This window comes from Bacillus sp. NPDC094106 (genome assembly GCF_044764345.1).
Classification (GTDB): Bacteria; Bacillota; Bacilli; order Bacillales; family Bacillaceae_G; genus Bacillus_A.
On record NZ_JBIWHY010000001.1, the window covers coordinates 63132 to 87263 of the forward strand.

The window sequence follows — 24132 nt, forward strand, 5'->3', positions numbered from 1 at the left end:
TTAGGGCTTAAGATTCTATATAAAATTTCATGTAACGTATTAAAAAGGGATTTAAAAAATATATCACGAATAAGAAATGTAAGGATTATCTTTTATTCATGATATCTTGAATAAAAGTTTTATTGAGAAGAGAGTAACATATTACATAAAAAACTATATCTATTCGAGCCAGCTGAAGAAGATGTATTTTTTGTCAATGTAACCAAAGATATTATCATGTTTATTTATGATGATAGAGGATGTGAGGTCATTGCGAAGAATAAAGAAATAATAAGGTATTTATATGAAAAATATAAAAATTGGATTCCATGTTATAAGCGAGAAAGTATTGATGATTTATTCAAATGAAAATAGGAGGAAGTGAAAAGTGTAATGAAGCGTATTGCAATTGTATCTGCATGGGAACCAGAACTTACATATTTGCATCATCATTATCCAAGTCATCGTGTAGAAAAGCGAGCAGCTTGGGAATTTCATTTTCATTCTATAGATGAATTAGAAGTGATATCTGTAATTACCGGTGTTGGAAAAGTAAACTGTGCTAGTTGTGTACAGTTACTAATAAGTGAATTTCAGCCAGAACAATTATTTATGACTGGAATCTGCGGAAGTTTATCTGAGAAAGTAAAAAACTGTCATATTGTTGTAGCACTTAAAACATTACAGCATGATGTGACAGCTGCGGGAACAGGAACAGATAGTTTCGATTTATATACCAGCAGAGCAGCTCCTATTGAAACAACAAAATATCTTGTGAGACAAATGAAAAAAATACGTTCTTATGATCCTGTACATTTTGGTACCTTTATATCGGGAGATCAGCGAATTCGTAGTACAGATATGAGATACTTACTCCATACTGTATATGGTGCATTAGCTGTTGATCAAGAAATCGCTGCTTTTGCATATGTATGTCATGTAAATAAGAAACCGTTCTTATGTTTAAAAGCAGCATCAGATCAAGCGAATGACAAAACAGCGGAAGAACAAAAAGTATTTAAAATGTTAGCATGTGAGAGAGCGTGTGAATATTTAATTGCGTTTTTACGTGTATATGAAGTAACTACAGCTCGTCAATAAATCATTATTTTTTAGAAGGAGCCTAACTTTAACAATGCAAATAATAAATAAAATAGCAATTATCGGCGCAAACGGAAAGGCTGGTAAATATCTTGTAAATCAAGCACTACAAGAAGGATACTTTGTTCGTATTCTTACACGAAATCCAGAAAAATTTAAACAATCCCATGAGCATTTGGATGTTATAAAAGGAGATGCTCGAGATGTTTCTGCAATACGTCAATTATTACAAGGTTGCAATGGTGTTATTAATGCGGTAGGTCAACCTAAAAAAGAGTCATATATATTTAGCACGGTTACGAATCATATTTTAGAAGTAATGGAAGAATACAAAATAAAACGATATATTCTCGTTTCTGGGGGTTCATTGGATGTACAAGGAGATCGAAAGAGTTTACTAAATAGAATAGGTGCAATGTTATTTCGTTTATTTCTTTCGGATATGATGAAAGATAAGTATAAGGAATTACACTTGATACAAAATAGTAATGTAAATTGGACTATAGTGCGATTGCCTTTTGTTGTAGAGGGAGAAGGTAGCAGTAGAGTAAAAGAAAGTCTCGTAGATTTACCAGGAATTAAGATTCAAAATGGCGATATTGCTCCGTTTATTATAAAGCAAATGAATGATGATACGTACAACCGAAAATGTCCGTTTATTTCAAATTTATAGGAAAAGGTGGGTGGGAGTTTTACTATGATTCAATATAAAAAATGTAGCGAAGTAAATATAGATTTAGTGTATGGAGCTTTTCGAGATGGTTTCTCTGATTATATTATAAAGATGGAAGTTTCAAAAGAGAACTTTATAGAAAGATTTTTCGGTCCAGAAGGGAATAAACTGGAACACTCTCATGTAGCACTAGACGAAAATAAAGCAGTTGGTGTTATACTTGGTGGCATCAAAGACTATGAAAGTATAAAAACAATGAGATGTGGAACATTAGCGGTTCACCCTGACTTTCGCGGTACTGGTGTTAGCCATAAGTTATTTGAACTTCATAAAGCAGAAGCGATAAAAAATGGATGCCAACAACTGTTTCTTGAAGTTATTGTTGGTAATGATAGAGCGATTCAATTTTATGATAAATTAGGATATGAAAAAATATATGACCTTTCTTACTATAATCTAAAGGATTTTTCAAAACTGAGAAGTAAGAGTATGGAAAATATAGAAATAAAGCAAATTAAGTTTCATGAGTTTCAAATAAGAGTGCAAAAATGGTTGAACTTTCATATAAATTGGCAAAATGATCTCGATTATATGAAGAAAACAGAAAATGTGTATTATGGTGCTTATATTGATAATGACTTAAAGGGATGCATCTGTATAAATAAAAACGGGAAAATTAGTTTTTTATTTGTAGATAAAGAGTGTAGAGGAATTGGGATGGCTACAAGTTTATTACAAATAGTAAGCAAAGAATTACAGCTTGCCAGTCTTTCTATTGGATTCCCTAATAACGGTTTGCTTGAAGGCTTTGTAAAAAAATGCGGGTTTGAAAAAAGTCCGTTGGCTCAGTATGAAATGTATTTTACATTGTAATGTTAAGCTGAAAATAGGAAAATCTTTCAGCTTCATACTGTAAAAGAAACTGAAGGATTTATATTTTTTATTTGCTTTTTGATGTGATAGTGAACTGAAAATAACTTAGTGACTGTAATAAATTATGTAACTGAATTCAAATGGAGGTATGACAATGTTAGCTCTAATAGAGAAAAGAGATAATGAATATGTAGCTCAATTTAATCGTCTGTTACATTATTCAGTAGAACAAGTTTGGGCTGTATTAACAGAGAATGAAAAGCTAACAAGATGGATGCCAAACCTTCACGTAGAGGATTTGCGAAAAGGAGGTATGATAAAATTTGATATGATGGATGGTTCAGGTGAATTTATTGATATCGATATTTTAGAATGTCAAATCAATTCGGTATTAGAATTTACATGGGGAGAAGATCGAGTTCGATTTGAAATACATAAAAATCCAGAAGGTTGTCTATTTGTATTAAAGGAGTTTATTCATGAAATAAATGATCACACACCAAAAGACTTATCTGGATGGCATATAGGCCCCACACGACCAAAAAAAGAAAATTGTACGTTAAGGAAATATTTTACAAATAACAGGACGATTCTCGTAGATTTAAAGAATCGTCCTGTTATTACTTCCTTTTTATTTTAGTTTCTCGCAATGGACGTAAATTTTCAAAAGTAACCTTTTGATTTAAATTCCATACGTAATCGCCTGTGAGTGTGATATGTTCCCATCCCAGTGGAGAAATGTGTTGAATATATTCCTCCGGAATATGAGTACCATTAGTACGTAATGTCTCTATTGCACGAGAGATATAGACTGCATTCCAAGTTACAATTGCAGAGATAAGAAGTTGAAGTCCACTTGCCCGATGTAATTGATCTTCATATGAACGATCACGAATTTCTCTTAATCGATTAAAAAACACAGCTCTTGCAAGAGAATTTTTACTTTCCCCCTTATTTAACTCCACATGAACTTTTCGCCTATGATCAGGATCTTGTATCCATTTCAGCATATATAAACTTCTTTCTATTCGACCAATTTCACGAAGTGCTACAGATAAGCTATTTTGTCTGGGATATGATGCTAGTTTCTTTAAAATAAGCGAAGCTGTAACTGTCCCTTGGCGTACAGAACTAATTAACCGTAATATATCATCCAAATTTTCGCGTATCTTTTTTACTTGGATTGTCCCACCTATCATAAAATTAACATGGTCATATATTGTTGGCGCTGACAATGTATAGAGTTTATGATTACCAATTGTTTTAATTCTTGGAGAAAATCGAAAACCTAGCATATGACACATGCCAAATACATGGTCAACAAAGCCTGCTGCATCTGTATAATGCTCCTCAATTTGTAAATCTGTTTCATGATAAAGTAATCCATCGATGATATGCGGTGCTTCTTCAGAAGAGCTAATAACTTGGACATAAAATGGATGATATTGATCTGATATATGTGTATAAAAGCTTACACCTGGTTCACTCCCATATTTCCCATTCACCTGCGCTAATGGACTTGAAGTTCCGCCTGCACGAAAGAATTGTCCATCAGAAGAAGATGTAGTCCCATCTCCCCAATATATAGAAAAGGGTTGCTTATGATGAAAATTAACAATATCTCCAAGTGTTTTCGTATAGTTCTCATCTCTTATATACCAATCTGCTATCCAGGACAACTGTGCATAAGAAATATTTGGGCATGCATCTGCCATTTTACTTAGCCCTAAATTGATACCATCTGATAAAATTGCCGCAAATAAAACAGATTTTTCTTTTGGTGGCATTTGTGTATGAAGATGAACAAAATGCTTACTAAAATGCGTCCAAGAATCTACTTCCACTAATAAATCTGTTAACTTAATTCGTGGTAACAACTCATATACAAGTCGAGTAATTTCTTCTACACCATCAGGAACCATTTTTTTAAGTGGAGTAACCTGGATCTTACCTCCGTATACTGTTACATCTGGTAACTGTTGATTAGTAATTAAATGATTTACTGCAGAAAGCTCTTTGTCTAATTGTTCAAAGCGTTTTTGTAGATATTCATCTACATTTTCTGTGAATTCTAACGGGATTTGTTTTGTTTGTTTCATTTTATTCCACGTATGTACCGGTAAAAGATAGTCTTCAAAGTCTTTATATTGTTTACTTCCTTGTACCCACATGTCACCCGAACGAAGGCTGTTTAATAGCTCTGAAAATACACTGAATTCATAGTAGTGCCGATTGATTTCGTTGTCTTGATACACATATTTCATCCATTTAGGTTTTATAAAATCTGTTGGCGCATTTTCAGGAAGTTTTCGTCTTCCACCTTCATTTAAAGTTTGTAATATCTCTAATGCCTGTAATAAGGTTTGGCTTGTTGAAGAAGCTTTAAAAATATATCGATTCAATAACCGAGGGGCCATTTTACGAAAATGACCATAGTGATTATCAAGTAAATCTAAATAATCAAATTCTATTGGTCTAGCTAAATCTTCAGCTTGTTTCACAGATTGAATAAATTGTTCCCAGGGTATTATAGATTGTAAAGCTTCAAAGGGATCTTCTTCTGATTCTTTTGCCTCAATTAATGCTTTTCCTATCTCTACATAAAGCCTAACTTTTTCATTGATAGATTTTCCATCCTTTTGAAATTGCCTGTTGTGTTTATTTTCTCCACGATCAAATATTCTTCCCATTAATTTGGCGAACATATCTAACCCTTGGTCTATTAAAAATGCATAAATATGAATAAGAAAAGCTATAATGGTTGCATATCGCTTTGATTCATGAAACCTGGATAAATGTTGTATGGAATAACGTGATCCCTCACGGGCCATCTGTATTAATCTATTTTGGTGTATATCTTTACCATTATCTAAAGGCAAGTCTAAACTTTGAATAAACTTTAACCGATCCAAAATCTCATGAAAATTCTTAAGAGAAATTACACCTGGTAGTTGACGTAACCAAGATAAAGATGAGTTTCTCTTTTCATCATTGGTGTAAAGTAAATTATCTAATTGTATATATTGCTGTACAGAAATTCCTTTGGTTAAATGTTTGAAAATTTTTCTTCTAGCACGCTCTCGTACAGACCAAGCTAAATGTTCTACCGCATAGACTGCTGGGAGAATAATCTTACGCTTCCTCATCTCATGAATAAGAGCTTCTACTAATAAGTATCCATTTTCTATTTTCATAGCTATAGGAAGAAGCCAACGAGCCAATTCACGATATTCTTTTAGCGTAAAAGAACGTAAATTGAAAAAATGTCTTATTTTGGCCAAATGCTCTCGTCGTGTTGTATCACGTGTTCGTGCGTAATTATCTATCTCTAAAGGTGATATTCCTATTTGTTTCGCAATAATCTTTACAATAAATTGGGGTACTTCTTCCTTTGCTGATAATGCTCGCCCTGGAAAACGTAAATAAGACAGTTGAATAGCAAATCCTAATCGGTTATGATCACCACGCTGTTGATTAACTATTTGTAACTCTTCATCAGATAATGTGTAATAGCGAATTAATTCACGTTCATCCATCTGACTAGGAATTTCATAAAAAAATGTTCTTTGTGCATCTGTAAGAAGTTCTCTCGTTTTCACTATCTAATTCCATTCTTCTGAAAAATCAGTTATTATCAATAGAGTATACCCTATTGATAATAATTTGTCTCCTTGATAATAAAGGGTTCGCAGACTATCAATAGCACTTATCAAAATTAAAGAGAAAAAAGGTGAAAAAATGATATATGGATATGCTCGTGTCAGTGCACAAGATCAAAATTTAGATACACAGATAGAACAACTTCTAAAATATGGGGTCGATAAGATTGTTAAAGAAAAAATCAGTGGTGTAAGTCAAGAAAAAATAGAATTAGATGAGTTACTTTCGCAATTAATAAAAGGAGATACACTCGTGGTCACAAGAATGGACCGGCTAGGCCGAAATACAATTCAATTGCTACAATTTGTTGAACATCTTCGTGAAAAAGGCGTACACTTTGCGGTTTTAAATTTAGGAATTGACACAAGGACTCCAACAGGAAAATTCTTTTTAACAGTTATGTCGGCCTTTAGTGAATTAGATCGAGAAATGATTAAGGAAAAACAAATTGCTGGAATCAAACTTGCAAAGCAAAAAGGAGTTTATCGAGGTCGAGTGAGAAAATATACAGAACAACATGCTGGTATGAACCATGCGATTGAATTACGCCAACAAACAAAAAAAACGATTAAAGAGATTTGTGCAATTACAGGTGTAAGTCAGGCCTCACTATATCGCAAGTTAAGAGAATTGAATGGAACGGATTCATAAATCAGAGAACCGATTCCTTTACATAAGAATCGGTTTTCTTCTATACTATAACGATTTTCTTTTTTGGGGTCGTGTCGGGCCATGTACACAAATTCATTAGATGAAGAAGTAAATAGTTAAATTTTCATTGGAAATTTAGCGAAATAAACTGAGGACATCTTCCTCAATACTTAAACTAGACTAAGGGAACCAGTTAATTTTCGTTCAAATAAAAAATGGATAATCAATAATTATCATCCATTTTTCTAAATTTCATTTTACATCAAGTATGCAAAGGTTATTGTAATTTGTCTATTTTCCAAGCTAAATCTGGTACCCTAACATGAAGGTTTTTGTCATTTTTTATCTGTTTTATATACTCTGACGATATATCTACTAAAAAGATGTTATTATCATTTTGCATAGAATTTAATTTATTAGTTGAAAAGTTTTCCATTTCTATAATTGCACTTGTAACACCAATAAATTTAACATTTTGATTTCTTGTAACATCATCAAACTTATTTTGATCAAAAAGTTGTGTTCCTTTTTGTGTCCCAGATATAGTTACCCAATTTCCGTCTTGATCATTAGCTTTAATTTCATATGACTTTATTTTGAAGTTATATTTTTGCTGTAATTCTTGTAATTGTTCAATTGATAGAGGTTCTTTGAAAGTTATTACACCTTCTGATATTGAATCAATTTTTTGTGCAATTTCAATCTGTTTTTCCTTATATTTTTTTAATTCTTGTTTATTATTCACTTTTGGAATTACTGAAAACTTTTCTCTACCAGCTTTTTTATGCGAAATAGCCTGCATTACTTCATTACTAGCCTCTTTATCTTCTCTTGTTGTTTCTTGTGGTTTATTAATTCCTTTTCCATTTTTCGAAAGTGTTTGTTGTTCTTTAGCTAACGTCGGAGCCAAATACCACGATGTTTGATCAATTAAATCATAATGTATACCTTCCATTTCATTGTTTGTTGGATTCCATGCGGACCTTTGAACAATGAAATTAAGGGTCCCACTTCTAGCGGAATCTGTTACTTTTCGCCAAGTCGTTTGGAATGCATAATATTTATGAGCTTCAATCATCGCAGTTAGGCTGTTAACATAAACTTCAGCTTCTTCGACGAATTGATCTCCATTATCATTATCTGTATCAAAACCAGGGTCTGGTAAGTTCGTATAATACCACCCAGTATGGTATAGATTATCGCTTACATTGTTGATTTCAAGAGTTAAATAATATGCAGAGTTATGTAGATTAGTAGCAGTAGAATCAAATCGGATATTATTAAATGCTCCGACCATTTCATAAGGATCACTATAGGCAGTGAAAGAGAGTCCACTATAACCGTATGGTGACCATGGGAATGAACTACCAACCGAAAAATCAGTATCTCTAATTGCTGCACTACTTGAATTAGGGGCAGCTAACAAAGTAGCTAGTCCTAATATTGGTAAGATCTTTTTTAAACATTTAGTTTTTTTCATTTATTACTTCTCCTCGCTCTTTAATATTTACTCAGAACTATTAACTCTGTCCAAACGACAATTATCCTTTTTTTTACATGTATTTTTATGGCATTTGTCGAAATGTTTTTGATTTTAATGGTGCGAAAAATAAAATGGACATCTAATAATTTAGATGTCCTAGATTAGTATATTTAATTATTATTTCTTGATAAATCAGTTAATCCTTTCAAAAGAAATAACACACTGACCATCCAAATTAATCCAACTTCTGCTATTTTTATTGAATTATCTTCAGAAGTCATAACTTCATTCGTGGAATTCCCAGTTAATACATTGATGAATATACTTATCCCAAAGCTTAAAGTTAAAAAATGAAATATAACCCATAAATAACCCTTTTTTTTATGTCTTATCCATAAGTATATTGTATACAAAATTGCAATACATATGACGATTGAAAAACCTATTATTAAGTATGAACGTACCTCTTCTTCCATTGGTATGTGCATATTTCATCACCTCAAGGCTTTCTTATATTAAACTGTAACCTGCTTTGAAATTTCCATTTGCTTTCAAAAAAAATATCTATCATTGATTTCTTCTTTTATTTCAAAATAGTCTTCCAAAGTATCTTGTACATGATACAAGGTTTCGACATCTAAAAATGTAATCCCTTTTCGCAATTTGTTTTTATAAGCGATTATTTAAATAGAGAGGAGAGGGAAGTAAATAAGGATCAATAAGAAAAAGGTTAATTTTGAAAAATTACGTCCATTATGGGAAACTAAAATTAAAAGAAAGTAATAAAAACCCGATTCTTTAAATACATGAGAATCGGGTTTTGTATGTAAAATATTTCCTTAACGTACAATTTTCTTTTTTTGGTCGTGTGGGGCCTATATGTTTAGAAATCTTTTCTTCTGTACTAGATGGCTATGATATGGAGTTTCCAAAAGATGAGTGGGAAAAATGGTATGAAAGATATAAGCAGTAGCTAATAAAATTCGAAAATAATGATATAAATGAACCTTATTATTATGTAATTATTATATGATAAAAATGTTTTTATCGTGGAATAAAAAAGTTTTGACAGTGTTTGTTTACTGTGACCTTTCAACCCAATATGGTCTCTTGAAAAATACATTAACATTTATTGAACATGATGGGAAACGGAAACGGAAACGGAAACGGTTATAGAAGGAACTCTGCTGTCAGCAACTGAAGAAGAATATAAAACATTCCAAGAAGTATATGTGAGAGTTAAATAAGAGTTAACAGTAATATAAAAAGAAACACCCTATAAAATAGACTTTTTTAAGTGTCTATTTTATAGGGTGTTTTTTGTACGAAAGGAAAGTGTTAGGATTGAAGAAATTTCAACTGGAAAGGTGCTTCTTACAGATATCACCTATCTAGTTTACGGTAATAATAAGAAAAACTTATTTGTCTACGATTCAAGACGGATACACTAACGGAATCTTAGCTTACCATGTTTCAAATCAGATAGTGTAAAGACCGTTATAATACCTATTTTTGTATCCTAGCTATAATATAATCTCTTCAGAATAAAATTAGCAGGCAAGATGTTCATTATTAGTATTTCACTTTACATTGATTTCTTTTTCAATTTAAATTTCCTGTTTAAAAAAATTATTATTAATTTACTAGTTAGATATGAAATGAAAATGTATATAAAATATGCTATAACAAAATTATTTGCTACAACATTCATTTGCTTATAAGCGTATATAAAGAATAGTGCTAATAAAATTCCAAATAATATTGGCGCAACAAAAACGTTCCTTACAATAATTGTGATTAGGATGCTTAAAAATATACAGGTTAAAGGAATATACAAAATTAACATTTCAATAAAACCTTGTGATGATTTAAAGTATTCCATAAACGTGTCCATAACACACATCCTTTTTGCACAATTTTATCATGAATTAATATAAAAAAACTTTGTCTCTACTTTTTATAAACGAAATTTAAAGTAAAAAATATATAACATTATATTCCAATTAAATACTAATTATTCCAATTGGTTGGGCTATCATATAAAATATAATAGAATTTTATATGATAAAGTATGCTTTGTTTGTAAAATATGCAAGTGATGATAATTATTATGCAGCACACATTATGGATTTCAACAATAGAAAGGAGGAAATAATGAAGAAAATAAAAATGATGCTATTAATTGCAGTTTTAGTTACTTCCTCTATAACAGTTATATATTATTTTCTTTTGAAAAATGACAACAATCACGTATCTGTACAAAGTCATAAATCAACAGCATTTGAGAATATTGGAATTCTCTATATGAAGCCAGGGATAATGCCTAATAGCGAATTTGTATTTATAAAAAATCCTGAAGATAAAATTATTACAAAGAAAATAAATGGTACTGATTATTATTTTGAAGACACTATAAAAAATAAAGATAAATTTGTTTTATCTTCCGTTACCAATGGTAATCGTGCTTTTATTGATCGAAAGAATAAAGTTGAATTGGCACGAGAAAAAGAAAAATCCGGAGTTTCTGCAATTTACGAAGATGATAATATAGTAATTAAAGGTTTAAATGATGATTTGAAAGACTCTACTTTACTTATTAAAGGTACCAATATGGGGTTCGACCGAGATACGTGTAAAAGCAGGTCATAGGTTTACTTTTATTTCCAGACGCAATTTATTGAGCTTATAAATATCGTTTTGTCTATTTTCATTAAAGAATTTGTCTATTATGGGTTAACCCTAATCATCCATTCGTTAGCTACTGAAAACAATTCGTTTCAATTGTGTGATTAGGGTGTATGATAATAAGTTCAAAAATAATAGAGAAAACCCTGATTTTAAGTAGGTTTGGAAATAAAAGTAAGGCTATGACTCAAAATTACATGTATCTCGGCTGTACCCCAATATTAATCACCAGATTAAATTAGTAGGTTATATTACACAAATCGATTATGATCAATCAAAGCATATAGCTTACGTTTTTAATGATTTTACCCATGAGCAGAAAAGTGTTCTCTATACAGTTAATGTTAATACGGGGGAATTGAAAGAATATAGTTTTGAGGTTTTTGGTTCACCTAAAAATTTTATTAGAACTAATGATGAGATCATCTTTAGTTCTGAAAAAAAACTCAGTATTTTTAACAAGAGTACTCTAACTACAAGATACATCGAGCTACCTTATTCTAATACAGTTGGAGTGCATGCATATGAAGATAAATACTATGTAACTTTTGTTGAAGGTCATATTGTAGAATATGATAAAAATTTTAATTTATTGAAAGAATATAAGTACCCGAAATCTTCGAAAGTATTCAGAACTAAATTGTTAGGTCATTACCTATATTCTCTATCGCCAGGAAGTTTTACTGAAAACGGCGATAATATTTTATATGCTCATGATTTAAAGGGAAGCTTGAAAGAGAGTCATTTAATTTTACCGAAAAAAGAAATGTTTTCTATAGATTTTAAAATACTAAATTCAAGTTCAGACAATTCTTAGAATCCTTTATATTAAGGGTTCTTTTTTTGTTTCAAAAGGGTACCCTAGATCTCTTTAAATTGTTATATATTGCTTTGGGATAAAATGTAATTAAATCAATGCTAATAACATGGTTTGAAATACCTCGAAAAAGTTCGGTAACATAGGACAATGGTGGAGCGCCATATGGATACATTATTGCAAATACAGATGATATCTCAATACGAATGGTAATGCAACTTGCTATGTCGATAAAATAATAAGAGATGTTATATGTAATGAAAGAATCCATTTTGAGTCGTCCTTGATTGGAAATGGATTCATATTCATGATTCGTTTGTTAAACGAATCCATATTACTATGTTATTATATAATTATAACATAGTAAAAAGAATTATAGATAAAAATAATTACTGTTATGTTACATGTTACACATGGTATTTGTACTGGGAAATATTTTTTATAAGTGTCAATTGACTCTCACATTATGTCATTGTTTACACTATATTTGAGCTTCGAAATAACAGTAATATATAGGGGGAACTAATGTTTAAAATAGGAGATTTTTCAAAACTTTCTTCAATTAGCGTTCGAATGTTGAGACATTACGATAAGATGGAACTACTAAACCCAGAAAAAATTGATGTTCAAACGGGCTACCGTTATTACTCAGCTGCACAATTAAAGAAAGTAAATCAAATTCAAAATTTAAAAGCAATGGGATTTAGCATAGCGGTTATTAAAGAAGTATTAGATAGTAATGAAAACTTAGAATCTATAAAAGAACATTTCTTTATTCGTAGTTCTCAAATAAAAGAAGAAATGAATAATCTTCAAAAACAGTTACGCCTTCTCGAAGACTCAATAAAAACAATGAGAAAGGATGTTGTTGAGATGAGTTACCATGTTTCTATAAAAGAGATTCCAAAGAGAAAAGTAGCGAGCGTTCGAAAAGTGATTCCATCTTATAATTGTGAAGGTGAGTTATGGAATATACTAATGCAGGAAATAAGATTGGAAAATGTAAATATAGCTAATCCAAGTTATAGTTTAGCTGTATTTCATGACAAAGAGTATAAAGAAAAAGATGTAGATGTAGAAATACAAATGAATGTAGTAGGAGAATATGAAAGTACAAAAAATGTTACGTTTAAAAATGTGGATTCATCTTTAATAGCTTCCATTACAGTCAGTGGCAGTTATGAACAAATGACAGCAGTAAATGAAGCTGCTGCAAAATGGATTGAGTCTGAAGGATATGAATTAGCAGGACCTATGTTTAATATATATCATGTCAGTCCAGCGATAGAAGCGGATCCTAATAAGTGGGTTACAGAAGTTTGTTATCCGATAAAAAAATGAAAGATTAAGCAGAAAAAAGCACATGTATAGTGCTTTTTTCTGCTTAATAACCATTGTCAAATGTAACGTAGAAAGTAAGTAATACATTAATAGCGAAAAGTGAACTCATAATGACTGCAGATCCAGTTAGATTATAAGCAATCCAAGGTAGAGCAAAGGTATACAAAGAATCACCGAGTCTAGAAATGAATAAAGCAAAAATAAAAATCGTGTAGGAAGCGGGTAATCTACTTCCAACTTTTAAAGTAGAATGTAATTCTGTTTCTTTATTCACTGTCACAATTGTAGCTAACCACCTTTTCATAGATTTATAGTGAAGATAATCTTTATACCGGTCTGTAATTGATAAATATAAAATTCTTCAAAAAACTGTAAATACCTACTTTGATTGGTTTTTAAATTATATACATTTGTTAATAATTGGGGGAGTAAAAAATGAAAGCTGTCTTTTTAGATCGTGATGGTACAATTGGAGGTACTGGAAGGGGAATGCATCCATATGAATTTACTCTATATGGGGTAGCGTCCTGAAAATGCGGATTTACAACGTTAAGTTGTTTATATCATTAAAAATGAATAATTTAACAACGATAAAGATTTTGAGACAAGTCATATGAGACACTCGCAAGCTTTATTTGAAGCAAAATCAGTTAAGTGTCAATAGAGTAAACCCATAATAGACAAAGACAGATTCTTTATTGTAAATAAACGAAACAAAACCTCGTTATAAGTTGTGTTTGGAAAAAAATACAGACTATACCCAAAATTACACGTATCTCGGCTGTATCCCAATAATATTTTGAGAAAGAAATTTAGGTATATGCTAATGTCCTAATAATAGTCCATTGACAAATGAAATTAATGGTTTTATAATAAATCTCGAATTCGAGATAAATTAAAAGGAATTGATAATTATGGATAAGATGAACGATGAGGATTTATCTCTAAAGTTATTTATTATATTTTCTCGTGCAGGACAGACAATAACAAAACGCATTGAAGAAGATATAAGAAGCCATGGACTTAATCCAACTGAATTTGCAGTTCTTGAGTTCCTATTTAGTAAAGGTGATCAACCTATACAAAAAATTGGGGATAAAATCTTACTTGCAAGTGGTAGTATTACTTATGTTGTTGATAAGTTAGAGAAGAAGCAATTGTTAGTTCGAAAACCTTGTCCTAAAGATCGTCGTGTCACGTATGCAGCGATTACTTTGAAAGGGATTGAATTGATGAACGCTATATTTCCTAAACATAAAGAGGCAATCCAACAAATATTTGGTGGATTGAATTCTGTGGAAAAAAGAATGATGATTGAACAATTAAAGAAATTAGGATACTATGCCCAAAAACTATAAATTTTGGGCTGATATCTCGAATTCGAGATAAATGGATTTGTAAGAAACTATAGACAGAAGAAATTGTTATTTTTTTATATATTATCTCGAATTCAAGATAATATAATTTGAGATAAATTATATTGATGTGAATGTAACCACATCATGTGAATAAGATTAAGTGTAAGCTAATGTAAAAGGAATAAGACAATCGTTAATGTTTAGTGATTAAGATTAAAGTTTTTAAATAAGAAAATAAAAAGGAGTATACAAAATGAATAAGAAAACGATGGGAATTCACCACATTACAGCAATCGTAGGTCATCCACAAGAGAATGTAGATTTTTATGCAGGGGTTTTAGGGTTACGTTTAGTCAAACAAACGGTAAACTTTGATGATCCAGAAACGTATCACCTTTACTTTGGTGATGAGGGAGGAAAACCAGGAACAATTATTACTTTCTTCCCGTGGGCAGGTGCTCGTCAGGGAATCATTGGAGATGGTCAAGTAGGAGTAACTTCTTACGTTGTTCCAAAAGGAGCTATGAAATTTTGGGAAAAGAGACTAGAAAAATTCAATATTCCGTACACAAAAATGAGTCGTTTTGGAGAACAGTACTTAGAGTTTGACGATCCTCACGGCTTGCATTTAGAAATTGTTGAAAGAGAAGAAGGGGAATTGAATACTTGGAATTTTGGTGAAGTGACACCAGAAGTTATGATTAAGGGATTTGGTGGAGCAACTCTTCTATCTGCTCAACCTAGCAAAACTGCAGAGTTATTAGAACATGTAATGGGGTTAGAACGCATTGGAGAAGAAGGAGATTTTGTTCGCTTACGTTCCTCAGCTGAGATTGGAAATATCATTGATCTAAAATTAACTTCTGTTGGACGTGGACAAATGGGAGTTGGTACAGTTCACCATATTGCATGGAGAGCTAGTGATGATCAAGATCAATTGGATTGGAGAGAGCATGTTTCACGCTATGGATATGGTGTAACACCTGTACGAGATAGAAACTATTTTAACGCGATTTACTTTAGAGAGCATGGAGAAATCTTGTTTGAAATTGCAACTGATCCTCCAGGATTCGCACATGATGAATCAACAGAAACCATGGGTGAGAAATTAATGTTACCTGAACAATATGAGCCACATAGAAAACAGATTGAACAAGCATTACTACCATTTGAAGTAAAAGAGTTAGATTAATTTCAAGAAAGGAATGATTTCTTTGCTATCGATAGATCCATTACAAAATACTGAAAGAGAAAATTATAAATTTCTAATTGGAAGTATCATTCCAAGACCGAAATAAATTAAGTATAGCTTATAAATGAAGTGGAGAGAGGAATATGTCAAACAAAATAGCAGGGATTCATCATATTTCTGCCATGGTAAATGATGCGCAGCGGACAATTGATTTTTATGCAGGTGTGCTAGGGTTAAGGCTTGTGAAAAAGACAATCAATTTTGATCGTTCAGAAGTGTATCATCTGTATTTTGGAAATGAATCCGGTGAACCTGGAACGGTCATTACTTTCTTTCCGTGGCCTAAGCAGTTAAAGGGACGCATTGGAACAGGGCAGGTTGGAGTAACTGGTTATATGATACCAAATGGATCTATGCCATTTTGGGAGAGCCGTTTGCGAGAATTCAATATTGAATTTATTTCATCAGTTCGTTTTGGAGAAACGTATTTACAATTTCAAGATCCAGATGGTCTCCAAATTGAATTGGTTGAGCGAGAAGGGGGGCCACAAAATACGTGGAGCTTTGGAGGAATTGGTGTAGAAAACGCGATTAAAGGGTTTAGTGGTGCTACTCTATATTCTGCACAGCCGAATAAAACAGCCCAATTGCTTGAAGAGGTATTTAGATTAGAATGCATCGGACAAGAGGGTGAATTTTTGAGATTTCAATCAGAAGCAGAGGTTGGAAATATAATTGATATTAAATTAACGGCTTCAAGACGAGGTTTAATGGGAGCAGGAACTGTTCATCATATTGCATGGCGAGCAAAGGATGAAGAAGAGCATCAAGAGTGGTGGTCTATGCTTCAAGAAAAAGGATATTACCCCACCGAAATTCTGGATCGAAATTATTTCAAGGCTCTATATTTTCATGAAGCAGGTGGCATTTTATTTGAAATAGCGACAGATCCACCAGGCTTTGCAGTGGATGAACCCACAAAGGAACTGGGCGAAAAGCTTATGTTACCATCCTGGTTAGAGCCGAAAAGAGAAGAATTAGAAGAACTCTTACCTCCTATTGAGGTTAGAGTTTTGGAAGGGGATAAATAATGAAACATATTTTTCATAAAGGGAAGGATTCATCGAAACCAACATTATTACTGCTTCATGGTACAGGTGGGAATGAACTAGATTTATTACCACTTGCGGGCAGAATTGATGATGAAGCATCTATATTAAGCGTTCGTGGAAATGTATTAGAGAATGGAATGCCTCGTTTTTTCCGAAGATTGGCAGAGGGCGTTTTTGATGAAGAGGATCTTATTTTTCGCACAAAAGAATTAAATGAATTTCTTGATGAAGCAGCAGTAACATATGGTTTTGATAGAGAAAATATAGTAGCCATTGGTTATTCAAACGGAGCAAATATAGCAGCAAGTTTATTATTCCATTATCAAAATGCATTAAAGGGTGCCATTCTTCATCATCCTATGGTACCAAGAAGAGGAATTGAGCTTCCTAATTTATCTGGTAAATCTATGTTTATTGCAGCTGGAACCAATGATCCAATTTGTTCATCTATGGAATCTGAGGAATTACAAACATTATTAGAAAAAGCAAAGGCAAATGTAACAATGCATTGGGAAAATAGAGGGCATCAACTGACTGTGAGTGAAGTAGAGGCGGCGGCTCAGTGGTATCGTACTTTTCTAAATGAGTGATAAAAAGATTTTATGATGTGGATTATAATTTGAAAAAAGTGAAAAAATAGCTAGGTGTAATGAAGTGGGTATTTTATCCAAGTTATTTGGGAATTTATCAGTAAAGGAGAAAAAAACAATGGAAAATGTAAAATTAGCAGTAATTTATTACAGCATGGGTGGAACAAACTATCAGCTAGCAAAATGGGCTGAGGAAGGTGCAAAAGAAGCTGGTGCGGAAGTAAAAGTATTAAAAGTACCAGAATTAGCTCCGCAATCTGTAATAGAAGGAAATCCAGCTTGGAAAGCACATATTGAAGCAACAAAGGATGTACCTGAAGTAACATTAAATGATTTAGAATGGGCAGATGCTATTATTTTTAGTGTACCCACTCGTTTTGGAAATATGCCTGCACAAATGAAGCAATTTTTAGATACAACAGGTGGATTATGGTTCAATGGAAAACTTGTAAATAAAGTTGTGAGTGCAATGACTTCTGCACAAAACCCTCATGGAGGCCAAGAAGCAACAATTTTATCATTATATACTACAATGTATCATTGGGGAGCAATTGTTGCTGCACCTGGATATACTGATCCTGTAACATTTGGTGCAGGTGGAAACCCATATGGTACTAGTGTTACTGTTGGTCAAGATGGGAAAATGATTGAAGATGTACAAGCAGCAGTGAAATATCAAGCGAAGCGTACAGTAACTGTTGCAGAATGGATAAAGAAAGCAAATCAATAAAAAGAATTTAGGAGAATGTAAGGTTAATATAACACTATTCAAAAGCATTTTCTGATTGCTAAAATAGCGTATAACTTATTCAAAACATAAATAATCCAGCCTATGTTTTTACTGATGACAAAGGCTGGATTTTATATTTACAAAAGCTTATAGAAACTTTAGGTAGGCATTGAATCAATAAGAGACTATTATGTTATTTTAGGATATATTACAATGTTTTCTGTTTTTGGAAATAAGTTCTCTTGATGTATCGATCAAAGGTTAGGCATAAAAATTTTGTGGGAGGAAAGCATTGATGGAAGAGAAAAAAGTAACGTGGCTGGAGCTGTTTTTTGATTTGATTTTTGTGGCTGCTATTTCAAAAGCGACACATTTGTTGCTCCATTTGGAACATGGAATTATTTCATTCGAGTATTTGTTAAAATTCATATTAATTTTCGTTCCTATTTGGTGGGCATGGGTAGGCCAATCTTTATACGTTAACAGGTTTGGTAAAGATTGTGTCGCTCAACGATGGTTTATAATTATGCAAATGCTTTTTATCATTTTAATGACGGCCAGCTTATCTGTGAATTTTGATCAGTATTATGTCTCCTTCCTTATAGGGTATGTTGGCATTCGATTTTTTACATCTATGCAATATATGTGGATTAGCAAGCAAGAAAATGGCTCACGTAAAAAGGCAGCTGAATATTTAGGATATGGATTTTTAATAGGAATTGCAGTATCTTTATGTTCTATTTTCCTTGATTCGTGGGTTCGATATCTTATTTTATATCTGGGGATTTTTATTGATACCATTGTTCCTATTTTGGGTCGAAGATACTTGATTAAAGCACCGACAAATACCCCGCATTTATTAGAAAGATTTGGACTTTTTACCATTATTTTATTTGGGGAATCAATTGTCAGCTTAATTGCTGTTTTGCATCCAGAAAAAGGGGGTTGGGATGCAATTAGCTTTGTGCTTGTATCATTTACAATTGTTATTACCATGTGGTGGCAATATTTCGATAATGTTGAAAAAAAGGTTGATAAAGAAGTGGAAACTACTGGGCAAGCAATTATTTATGGGCACCTATTCATTTATATGTCTTTAAGCATGATTGCGTCGACTATTCAATTAGCGTTTTCGCAGGATATTCATTATTTATTTTTAGTAATTTTAGTTTTCGTATCTACTTTTATCTATTTCTTGTCAACTACGTTTGTTTTTCATAAATATCGATTTGTCAAGAACCGACTGAAGATCTATCATTTAGGTTTATTTATGTGTATTTTGTTTGCCTTTTTATTATTTGACCTGTTTATTGTAGTTCCAAACATTCTCATCTTTGTTCAGTTAGCTGTTTTTTTCCTTATATATACAAAAGTAACAATTTAATAATCTATACTAAAATTATTCTAAATTGTATTTGTATTAAAACTAGAAAAAAGTTATACCGTTTTATTCCTTTTCGATTAAAGAATTCTAAGTGAACTTTAATCAAACTTTTTTATAAAACGGAATGTTTATTCAAGAAGAAAAGAAGCCATTTTGATTATTCTTTTTTCAAAATAGCTTCTTTTTATTTATCGTAAAATAGGGTTCGCGCGATAATTTTAATCAAATTATATTTCAAAGCAACAATTGTAGTATTTGTGAAAGTATACGGTTATTAAGAACAGACGGAAATTAATAAATTTTATACAAAAAAAACGTCATTTTAATCGTAAAAATGCCGTTTTTTAATCTTCTTATCACTTTTTCATTTCAATCTCAATTCTCTTTGCTAAGTCAGATGATACTTTATTGAAATACTCCATAACTTTCTTTCTAATATCATCAGATATGATTTTCAAATCACTAGCTAAATTGTCGACAAGATGTTCTTTTTCTATTTGAGTTAACCTCGTATAGAATTCACCAGCCTGCCCAAAATCGTCTTGCTTTGTTATAGAAGTTCTTTCTAGTTTGCCTTCAACATATCTTCCATCACCACTTGTGATTTGATTAGCTGGTGTCCAATTTTGCTGTTGATTAACCGGTAATTTACGAAATTCAGCTCCAATTCTTCTTCTTTGAGAATCACTATAAATATTGGCACGGCCCTGCAGTATTTTATCATCAGATAATTCTGCGCCGTCTAGTAAATTAGAAACGGAGAAGGCGACCTTTTCTACTTGTTCCATATAATTATCAGGATTTTTATTTAATACCATTTTGCCTACTGGTATTAGGGGATACTCTTTTTCATCCCATACTTTTGTATCGTCTAAAGGATCATAAGAAAGATTTGCTTCATCCTTTGGGTCCATGAGCTGGACATATAAGCCATATTCCACTGGTTTACCACCCGCAATCGCATCGTATAAATCTTTACCAGCGTAATCAGGATTTTCAGCGGCTAGTCTATTTGCTTCTTCGCGACCAATGTATTGTACACCTTCAAATGGGTACCAATGGTATTTAACGTACTTTCTAATACCTTGAGCATTTCTCCAAACATATGTATTTACACTATGTCCTGGAATGTGGCGAAGACTTTTTATCGTACCAGCATCAGAGTATAAACGTACAACAAAATGAATCGATTCAGGTGCTCTTGCTACAAAGCCCCAAAACCTATTAGGGTCAATTAAATTATTTTTTGGTGAAGGTAATAATGCTTTAATAAATTCTGGAAATCGTATCGCATCACGAACAGAAAAGACAGGAATGTGATTACATAAAAGGTCAAAAACGCCTTCTTCTGTATAAAATTTTGTAGCAAAACCACTTACATTTCTAGATGTATCAGGTGTTCCTTTCGTACCGACAGCTAACGAAAAGCGAACCATAACAGAAACTTTTTGATTAGAAGTTTGTAAAAAGCTCAGTTTTGTATGTTCGGACATCGAATATATCGTTTGAAAATAACCAAATGCACCAAATCCTTTTGCATGAACAGGTCTTTCTAAAACCTTTTCATGAATAAATTCTTGTAAGGTTTCGTGTAGTATACCATCTTGTTCCAGTACAGGTCCCCCAGAGCTGATCGTCTGGGAATGAAGTTTAGCTGGCTCATTGGAGGGGGTTCGATTCTCATAATGGCTTTCCTCTAATAAGGTTTGCCTTTGTTTATGATGTTTTTCATTCATTATTATAGCCTCCAAAATTTAATTTCCATCACTCGTTACTAAATATGATTTTTAAGGCCTGAATATGTATCTTCTTCTTTTATTTTCAACATTCATTAGAAATATAGTTTCTTAAAGTTAGTAGCTTTTTTCAGGGAATTGCAATATAAAGTGAATTTGAACCGATGTATGAACAGACCGCTAGTTTAAAAAAACTCCTATGCAGTGGCCCTTTTTGAACAGGTAGAATTATGAAAAGATGAAGGTTCTGGTGCAAAAATGTTAGTTAGAAACATAGAGTAACCAAGTAATATAAAAAATGAATGATGTAATTGAAAAATGGGGTGAATTCTAGTGAAAAAGTTCGCCGTATCTTTTTTATATTCTTTATTAAGTTTAGTGATTTCAATGAATATACTCCAACTGTACGATGGTACAAATATTTTTGAAGGAGAAGTCTTTATTAATATGATACGAATAACAGTTGTTGTTGGAGTTCCTGTAGTTTTATTTGGGTGTATTATTGGTGAGATATTGTTTAAATATTTTATTTTACCTATTAAACTCAATTTTATGATTTCTTTATGGTTATATATTCTTTTGGGAGTAGGAATTGTTTTAATATTTGAAATTATATCCGGAGGAGTTCCAACGATATATGAAAATCTACGTATCGTTGCTATGATGTATTATATGGGATTGGCTATTGTTTGCTCTGTTACTTTTTTTATAAGAAGGACTATATATGAATGAAGTTTGAAAAAGAGAAAATGAGGATACTATTTTGTAGTAAAGAGTCGATGTACTAACAAAATAGCATTCTCATTAAGCTAAAGCGAATTTGTATCCATAAAATGAAAAAAACACTATTTTTATTTAAAACATGGAAATCATTCTTTGATATTCATCATTGTAAAAAGATAAAACGAGAACGATTGGAATGCCATTTGTATGGGCAGCTGATTGCTATTCTACTCTGTTCCTCTATTATGTTTCAAATGTGGAAATTGCTTCTTATGAAAAAGAAACAAGAATTGAGTGAACATAAAGCTATATATATAATTAAAGACTATTTTTTCCTTCTGTTTCGAGCAATACAAAAGACACCCACGGATTATCAAAGATTCTTCTTCGTCTGTTTAACCTCTTACAGCAAAATGGACGAAAATCTCATCGATACAAGAAGAAAACAGTCTTTGATATATTAGATGTCGTTTATAATTGTACCATGTCGGACAATCAAGCAGCTTAATAAAAAGTGAAGCCCATTAGGGTTTATTTGATATGCAAAATTTCCAATGATCTACACTGTTTTTTAGAAAAAAAAGTTTAGTATTTAATTGTTAAGAAATCTTGCGATATTAAATGATGCAACTAAGCCTAAGACTCCACAAGAACTTATTATTAAAAAATACATGGAACAGGAGAATAAAGAGATGGCACAATTGAAGGTATTGAAAGAAGAGTGGGATGCAGTTCAGACTCAATTAGTACAATGGCGTCTGATGCCGCCGCAGCATTTGCCAAGATGATTCAAGAACTTCGGGATAATGGTATAGGAGGAGTTAACTATGTCTAATTTAAAAAATCAAACAATTAATAAAGGTATTTCAGCAGGGTTAACCATACTTCTAGTAACTGCATGTGGTATCATTGTAGCTAATCTTTACTATGCACAGCCCTTGGTTGGTTTAATTAGCTCTGCAATTGGACTTTCTACTAGTAGTGCTGGATTGATTGTAACGCTAACCCAGATTGGATATGTCGTTGGCTTACTATTTCTTGTACCTTTAGGAGATATTGTTGAAAACCGAAAGCTGGTAGTTATATCGTTACTTCTAAGTGCAGTCGCCCTAACTGCCACAGTATTTGTGAAATACGGAATACTTTTTTTAGTGGCTTCTTTCTTCATCGGATTGGGATCGGTCGCAGCACAAGTGCTCGTACCTTTTGCATCATACCTTGCATCAGAAGCTACACGCGGCCGCGTTGTTGGCAATGTCATGAGTGGTCTGTTACTTGGCATCATGCTTTCTCGACCGATATCAAGCCTAGTAGCTGACATTTGGGGATGGAATGCAATATTTGCCTTGTCTGCGGCAGTAATTCTTCTCTTAGCTATCATATTATCAAAAGTACTCCCTACTAGGAGGCCAATGGCAAACACAAATTATACCGCCTTACTCGGTTCAATGTGGCAACTGTTGCGAACTACCCCGATCTTACGCCGTCGCGCGATTTATCATGCGTGTGTATTCGGGACTTTCAGCTTATTCTGGACTACTGTTCCGTTATTATTGTCTAGCCCTACCTTTCATTTTTCTCAGAAAGCTATAGCGCTGTATGCACTTGTCGGAATTGCGGGTGCGATAGCTGCACCAGTAGGTGGTCATCTAGCTGATCGTGGATGGACTCGGCTTGCCACTGGGATAGCTCTCGCTGTTGTTATCGTTTCTTTATTACTACCACTCATGATTCAGAGTAGCTCGCCCGTTGGAATAGCTGTCTTAGTAGTTGCAGCTATTCTGTTGGACATGGGAGTATCCGCAAACCTTGTGCTTAGTCAACGTTTGATTTTCTCTTTGGAGCCAGAAATTCGTAGTCGATTAAACGGGTTATTCATGGCTATTTTCTTTTTGGGTGGTGCTGTAGGATCCTCTATCGGAGGATGGGCATACGCCTCAGGTGGATGGAGTGTAGTATTATGGATAGGAATCGCTTTTCCAGTCATAGCACTGCTTTATTTTGCCACAGAGAAATAGTTCTTTAATCAAACTTTAGCAGTCAG

21 protein-coding genes and 4 pseudogenes are annotated in these 24132 nt (G+C 32.6%); 20 read left to right on the forward strand and 5 right to left on the reverse strand.

Annotation, left to right across the window (positions count from 1 at the left end; all coding sequences use genetic code 11):
- The first annotated feature begins 138 nt into the window (after window positions 1-138).
- The 5 genes from ACIQ7L_RS00340 to ACIQ7L_RS00360 all read left to right on the forward strand — a co-directional run bounded on the left by ACIQ7L_RS00340 (window position 139) and on the right by ACIQ7L_RS00360 (window position 3266).
- Complete coding sequence (locus ACIQ7L_RS00340; protein WP_483861800.1) at window positions 139-348, forward strand: DUF3885 domain-containing protein; 210 nt, start codon at window positions 139-141, stop codon at window positions 346-348.
- Between the two features lie 24 nt (window positions 349-372).
- Window positions 373-1080, forward strand: coding sequence for a 5'-methylthioadenosine/S-adenosylhomocysteine nucleosidase (gene mtnN, locus ACIQ7L_RS00345; protein WP_400565386.1), 708 nt, complete (start codon window positions 373-375; stop codon window positions 1078-1080).
- A gap of 34 nt (window positions 1081-1114) precedes the next feature.
- Complete coding sequence (locus ACIQ7L_RS00350) at window positions 1115-1753, forward strand: SDR family oxidoreductase (RefSeq protein WP_400565388.1); 639 nt, start codon at window positions 1115-1117, stop codon at window positions 1751-1753.
- 24 nt (window positions 1754-1777) lie between these two features.
- Window positions 1778-2626 carry a GNAT family N-acetyltransferase gene (locus ACIQ7L_RS00355; protein ID WP_400565390.1) on the forward strand — a complete coding sequence of 283 codons (849 nt, stop codon included), beginning with the start codon at window positions 1778-1780 and terminating at the stop codon, window positions 2624-2626.
- Between the two features lie 154 nt (window positions 2627-2780).
- On the forward strand, window positions 2781-3266 hold the full coding sequence (locus ACIQ7L_RS00360; RefSeq protein WP_400565393.1) for an SRPBCC family protein: 486 nt from the start codon (window positions 2781-2783) through the stop codon (window positions 3264-3266).
- Here ACIQ7L_RS00360 and ACIQ7L_RS00365 read toward each other — a convergent pair.
- Window positions 3247-6225, reverse strand: coding sequence for a Tn3 family transposase (locus ACIQ7L_RS00365; RefSeq protein WP_400565395.1), 2979 nt, complete (start codon window positions 6223-6225; stop codon window positions 3247-3249). The genes ACIQ7L_RS00360 and ACIQ7L_RS00365 overlap by 20 nt on opposite strands.
- Before the next feature lie 139 nt (window positions 6226-6364).
- On the opposite strand from ACIQ7L_RS00365, the gene ACIQ7L_RS00370 reads away from it, so the two are divergent.
- Complete coding sequence (locus ACIQ7L_RS00370) at window positions 6365-6937, forward strand: recombinase family protein (protein ID WP_400565397.1); 573 nt, start codon at window positions 6365-6367, stop codon at window positions 6935-6937.
- A 277-nt stretch (window positions 6938-7214) separates the two neighbouring features.
- Here ACIQ7L_RS00370 and ACIQ7L_RS00375 read toward each other — a convergent pair whose 3' ends face one another.
- Both ACIQ7L_RS00375 and ACIQ7L_RS00380 read right to left on the reverse strand, forming a co-directional pair.
- A complete protein-coding gene (locus ACIQ7L_RS00375; protein ID WP_400565400.1) occupies window positions 7215-8417 on the reverse strand; it encodes a hypothetical protein in 1203 nt (400 codons plus the stop codon).
- Window positions 8418-8590: 173 nt separating this feature from the next.
- Window positions 8591-8908, reverse strand: coding sequence for a hypothetical protein (locus ACIQ7L_RS00380; RefSeq protein ID WP_400565402.1), 318 nt, complete (start codon window positions 8906-8908; stop codon window positions 8591-8593).
- Window positions 8909-9297: 389 nt separating this feature from the next.
- On the opposite strand from ACIQ7L_RS00380, the pseudogene ACIQ7L_RS00385 reads away from it, so the two are divergent.
- From ACIQ7L_RS00385 to ACIQ7L_RS00400, 4 genes and pseudogenes are all read left to right on the forward strand, one after another.
- A pseudogene (locus ACIQ7L_RS00385) lies at window positions 9298-9393 on the forward strand (SRPBCC family protein); the annotation flags it as partial.
- Window positions 9394-10574: 1181 nt separating this feature from the next.
- Window positions 10575-11069, forward strand: a complete 495-nt coding sequence (locus ACIQ7L_RS00390) for a hypothetical protein (protein ID WP_400565405.1) — start codon at window positions 10575-10577, stop codon at window positions 11067-11069.
- A gap of 394 nt (window positions 11070-11463) precedes the next feature.
- Complete coding sequence (locus ACIQ7L_RS00395) at window positions 11464-11922, forward strand: hypothetical protein (protein ID WP_400565406.1); 459 nt, start codon at window positions 11464-11466, stop codon at window positions 11920-11922.
- 525 nt (window positions 11923-12447) lie between these two features.
- Window positions 12448-13263 carry a MerR family transcriptional regulator gene (locus ACIQ7L_RS00400; RefSeq protein ID WP_400565409.1) on the forward strand — a complete coding sequence of 272 codons (816 nt, stop codon included), beginning with the start codon at window positions 12448-12450 and terminating at the stop codon, window positions 13261-13263.
- A 79-nt stretch (window positions 13264-13342) separates the two neighbouring features.
- Here ACIQ7L_RS00400 and ACIQ7L_RS00405 read toward each other — a convergent pair.
- Window positions 13343-13543 (reverse strand): annotated as a pseudogene (locus ACIQ7L_RS00405) (MFS transporter); the annotation flags it as partial.
- Window positions 13544-14177: 634 nt separating this feature from the next.
- Between ACIQ7L_RS00405 and ACIQ7L_RS00410 the strand changes: the two are divergent.
- The 7 genes and pseudogenes from ACIQ7L_RS00410 to ACIQ7L_RS00440 all read left to right on the forward strand — a co-directional run bounded on the left by ACIQ7L_RS00410 (window position 14178) and on the right by ACIQ7L_RS00440 (window position 19629).
- On the forward strand, window positions 14178-14621 hold the full coding sequence (locus tag ACIQ7L_RS00410) for a MarR family winged helix-turn-helix transcriptional regulator (protein WP_400565411.1): 444 nt from the start codon (window positions 14178-14180) through the stop codon (window positions 14619-14621).
- 253 nt (window positions 14622-14874) lie between these two features.
- Window positions 14875-15813: a ring-cleaving dioxygenase gene (locus tag ACIQ7L_RS00415; protein WP_400565412.1), complete on the forward strand. Its 939-nt coding sequence runs from the start codon at window positions 14875-14877 to the stop codon at window positions 15811-15813.
- A gap of 22 nt (window positions 15814-15835) precedes the next feature.
- Window positions 15836-15913 (forward strand): annotated as a pseudogene (locus ACIQ7L_RS00420) (flavin reductase family protein); the annotation flags it as partial.
- Window positions 15914-15956: 43 nt separating this feature from the next.
- Window positions 15957-16904 carry a ring-cleaving dioxygenase gene (locus ACIQ7L_RS00425; protein WP_400565414.1) on the forward strand — a complete coding sequence of 316 codons (948 nt, stop codon included), beginning with the start codon at window positions 15957-15959 and terminating at the stop codon, window positions 16902-16904.
- Complete coding sequence (locus tag ACIQ7L_RS00430) at window positions 16901-17515, forward strand: alpha/beta hydrolase (protein ID WP_400566300.1); 615 nt, start codon at window positions 16901-16903, stop codon at window positions 17513-17515. The genes ACIQ7L_RS00425 and ACIQ7L_RS00430 overlap by 4 nt, the downstream gene beginning before the upstream one ends.
- A gap of 118 nt (window positions 17516-17633) precedes the next feature.
- Complete coding sequence (gene wrbA / locus ACIQ7L_RS00435) at window positions 17634-18245, forward strand: NAD(P)H:quinone oxidoreductase (protein WP_335360858.1); 612 nt, start codon at window positions 17634-17636, stop codon at window positions 18243-18245.
- A gap of 295 nt (window positions 18246-18540) precedes the next feature.
- Entirely contained in the window at window positions 18541-19629 is a 1089-nt protein-coding gene (locus ACIQ7L_RS00440) for a low temperature requirement protein A (RefSeq protein WP_400565416.1), read from the forward strand.
- Between the two features lie 356 nt (window positions 19630-19985).
- Here ACIQ7L_RS00440 and ACIQ7L_RS00445 read toward each other — a convergent pair whose 3' ends face one another.
- Window positions 19986-21365 (reverse strand): catalase, encoded by a 1380-nt coding sequence (locus tag ACIQ7L_RS00445; RefSeq protein ID WP_400565419.1) that lies wholly within the window; start codon window positions 21363-21365, stop codon window positions 19986-19988.
- A gap of 333 nt (window positions 21366-21698) precedes the next feature.
- Here ACIQ7L_RS00445 and ACIQ7L_RS00450 point away from each other — a divergent pair, with 333 nt between their 5' ends.
- From ACIQ7L_RS00450 to ACIQ7L_RS00460, 3 genes and pseudogenes are all read left to right on the forward strand, one after another.
- Complete coding sequence (locus tag ACIQ7L_RS00450) at window positions 21699-22097, forward strand: hypothetical protein (RefSeq protein ID WP_400565422.1); 399 nt, start codon at window positions 21699-21701, stop codon at window positions 22095-22097.
- A 119-nt stretch (window positions 22098-22216) separates the two neighbouring features.
- Window positions 22217-22596: pseudogene (locus tag ACIQ7L_RS00455) on the forward strand (IS4 family transposase); the annotation flags it as partial.
- A 319-nt stretch (window positions 22597-22915) separates the two neighbouring features.
- Window positions 22916-24106 carry an MFS transporter gene (locus tag ACIQ7L_RS00460; RefSeq protein WP_400565425.1) on the forward strand — a complete coding sequence of 397 codons (1191 nt, stop codon included), beginning with the start codon at window positions 22916-22918 and terminating at the stop codon, window positions 24104-24106.
- Window positions 24107-24132 lie beyond the last annotated feature (26 nt).

Bases quoted from the DNA above. Each gene is read 5' to 3' on its own strand.
- mtnN (WP_400565386.1), top strand. From the start codon at position 373: ATGAAGCGTATTGCAATTGTATCTGCATGGGAACCAGAACTTACATAT.
- ACIQ7L_RS00350 (WP_400565388.1), top strand. From the start codon at position 1,115: ATGCAAATAATAAATAAAATAGCAATTATCGGCGCAAACGGAAAGGCT.
- ACIQ7L_RS00355 (WP_400565390.1), top strand. From the start codon at position 1,778: ATGATTCAATATAAAAAATGTAGCGAAGTAAATATAGATTTAGTGTAT.
- ACIQ7L_RS00360 (WP_400565393.1), top strand. From the start codon at position 2,781: ATGTTAGCTCTAATAGAGAAAAGAGATAATGAATATGTAGCTCAATTT.
- ACIQ7L_RS00370 (WP_400565397.1), top strand. From the start codon at position 6,365: ATGATATATGGATATGCTCGTGTCAGTGCACAAGATCAAAATTTAGAT.
- ACIQ7L_RS00375 (WP_400565400.1), bottom strand. From the start codon at position 8,417: ATGAAAAAAACTAAATGTTTAAAAAAGATCTTACCAATATTAGGACTA.
- ACIQ7L_RS00380 (WP_400565402.1), bottom strand. From the start codon at position 8,908: ATGCACATACCAATGGAAGAAGAGGTACGTTCATACTTAATAATAGGT.
- ACIQ7L_RS00390 (WP_400565405.1), top strand. From the start codon at position 10,575: ATGAAGAAAATAAAAATGATGCTATTAATTGCAGTTTTAGTTACTTCC.
- ACIQ7L_RS00400 (WP_400565409.1), top strand. From the start codon at position 12,448: ATGTTTAAAATAGGAGATTTTTCAAAACTTTCTTCAATTAGCGTTCGA.
- ACIQ7L_RS00410 (WP_400565411.1), top strand. From the start codon at position 14,178: ATGGATAAGATGAACGATGAGGATTTATCTCTAAAGTTATTTATTATA.
- ACIQ7L_RS00415 (WP_400565412.1), top strand. From the start codon at position 14,875: ATGAATAAGAAAACGATGGGAATTCACCACATTACAGCAATCGTAGGT.
- ACIQ7L_RS00425 (WP_400565414.1), top strand. From the start codon at position 15,957: ATGTCAAACAAAATAGCAGGGATTCATCATATTTCTGCCATGGTAAAT.
- wrbA (WP_335360858.1), top strand. From the start codon at position 17,634: ATGGAAAATGTAAAATTAGCAGTAATTTATTACAGCATGGGTGGAACA.
- ACIQ7L_RS00440 (WP_400565416.1), top strand. From the start codon at position 18,541: ATGGAAGAGAAAAAAGTAACGTGGCTGGAGCTGTTTTTTGATTTGATT.
- ACIQ7L_RS00445 (WP_400565419.1), bottom strand. From the start codon at position 21,365: ATGAATGAAAAACATCATAAACAAAGGCAAACCTTATTAGAGGAAAGC.
- ACIQ7L_RS00460 (WP_400565425.1), top strand. From the start codon at position 22,916: ATGTCTAATTTAAAAAATCAAACAATTAATAAAGGTATTTCAGCAGGG.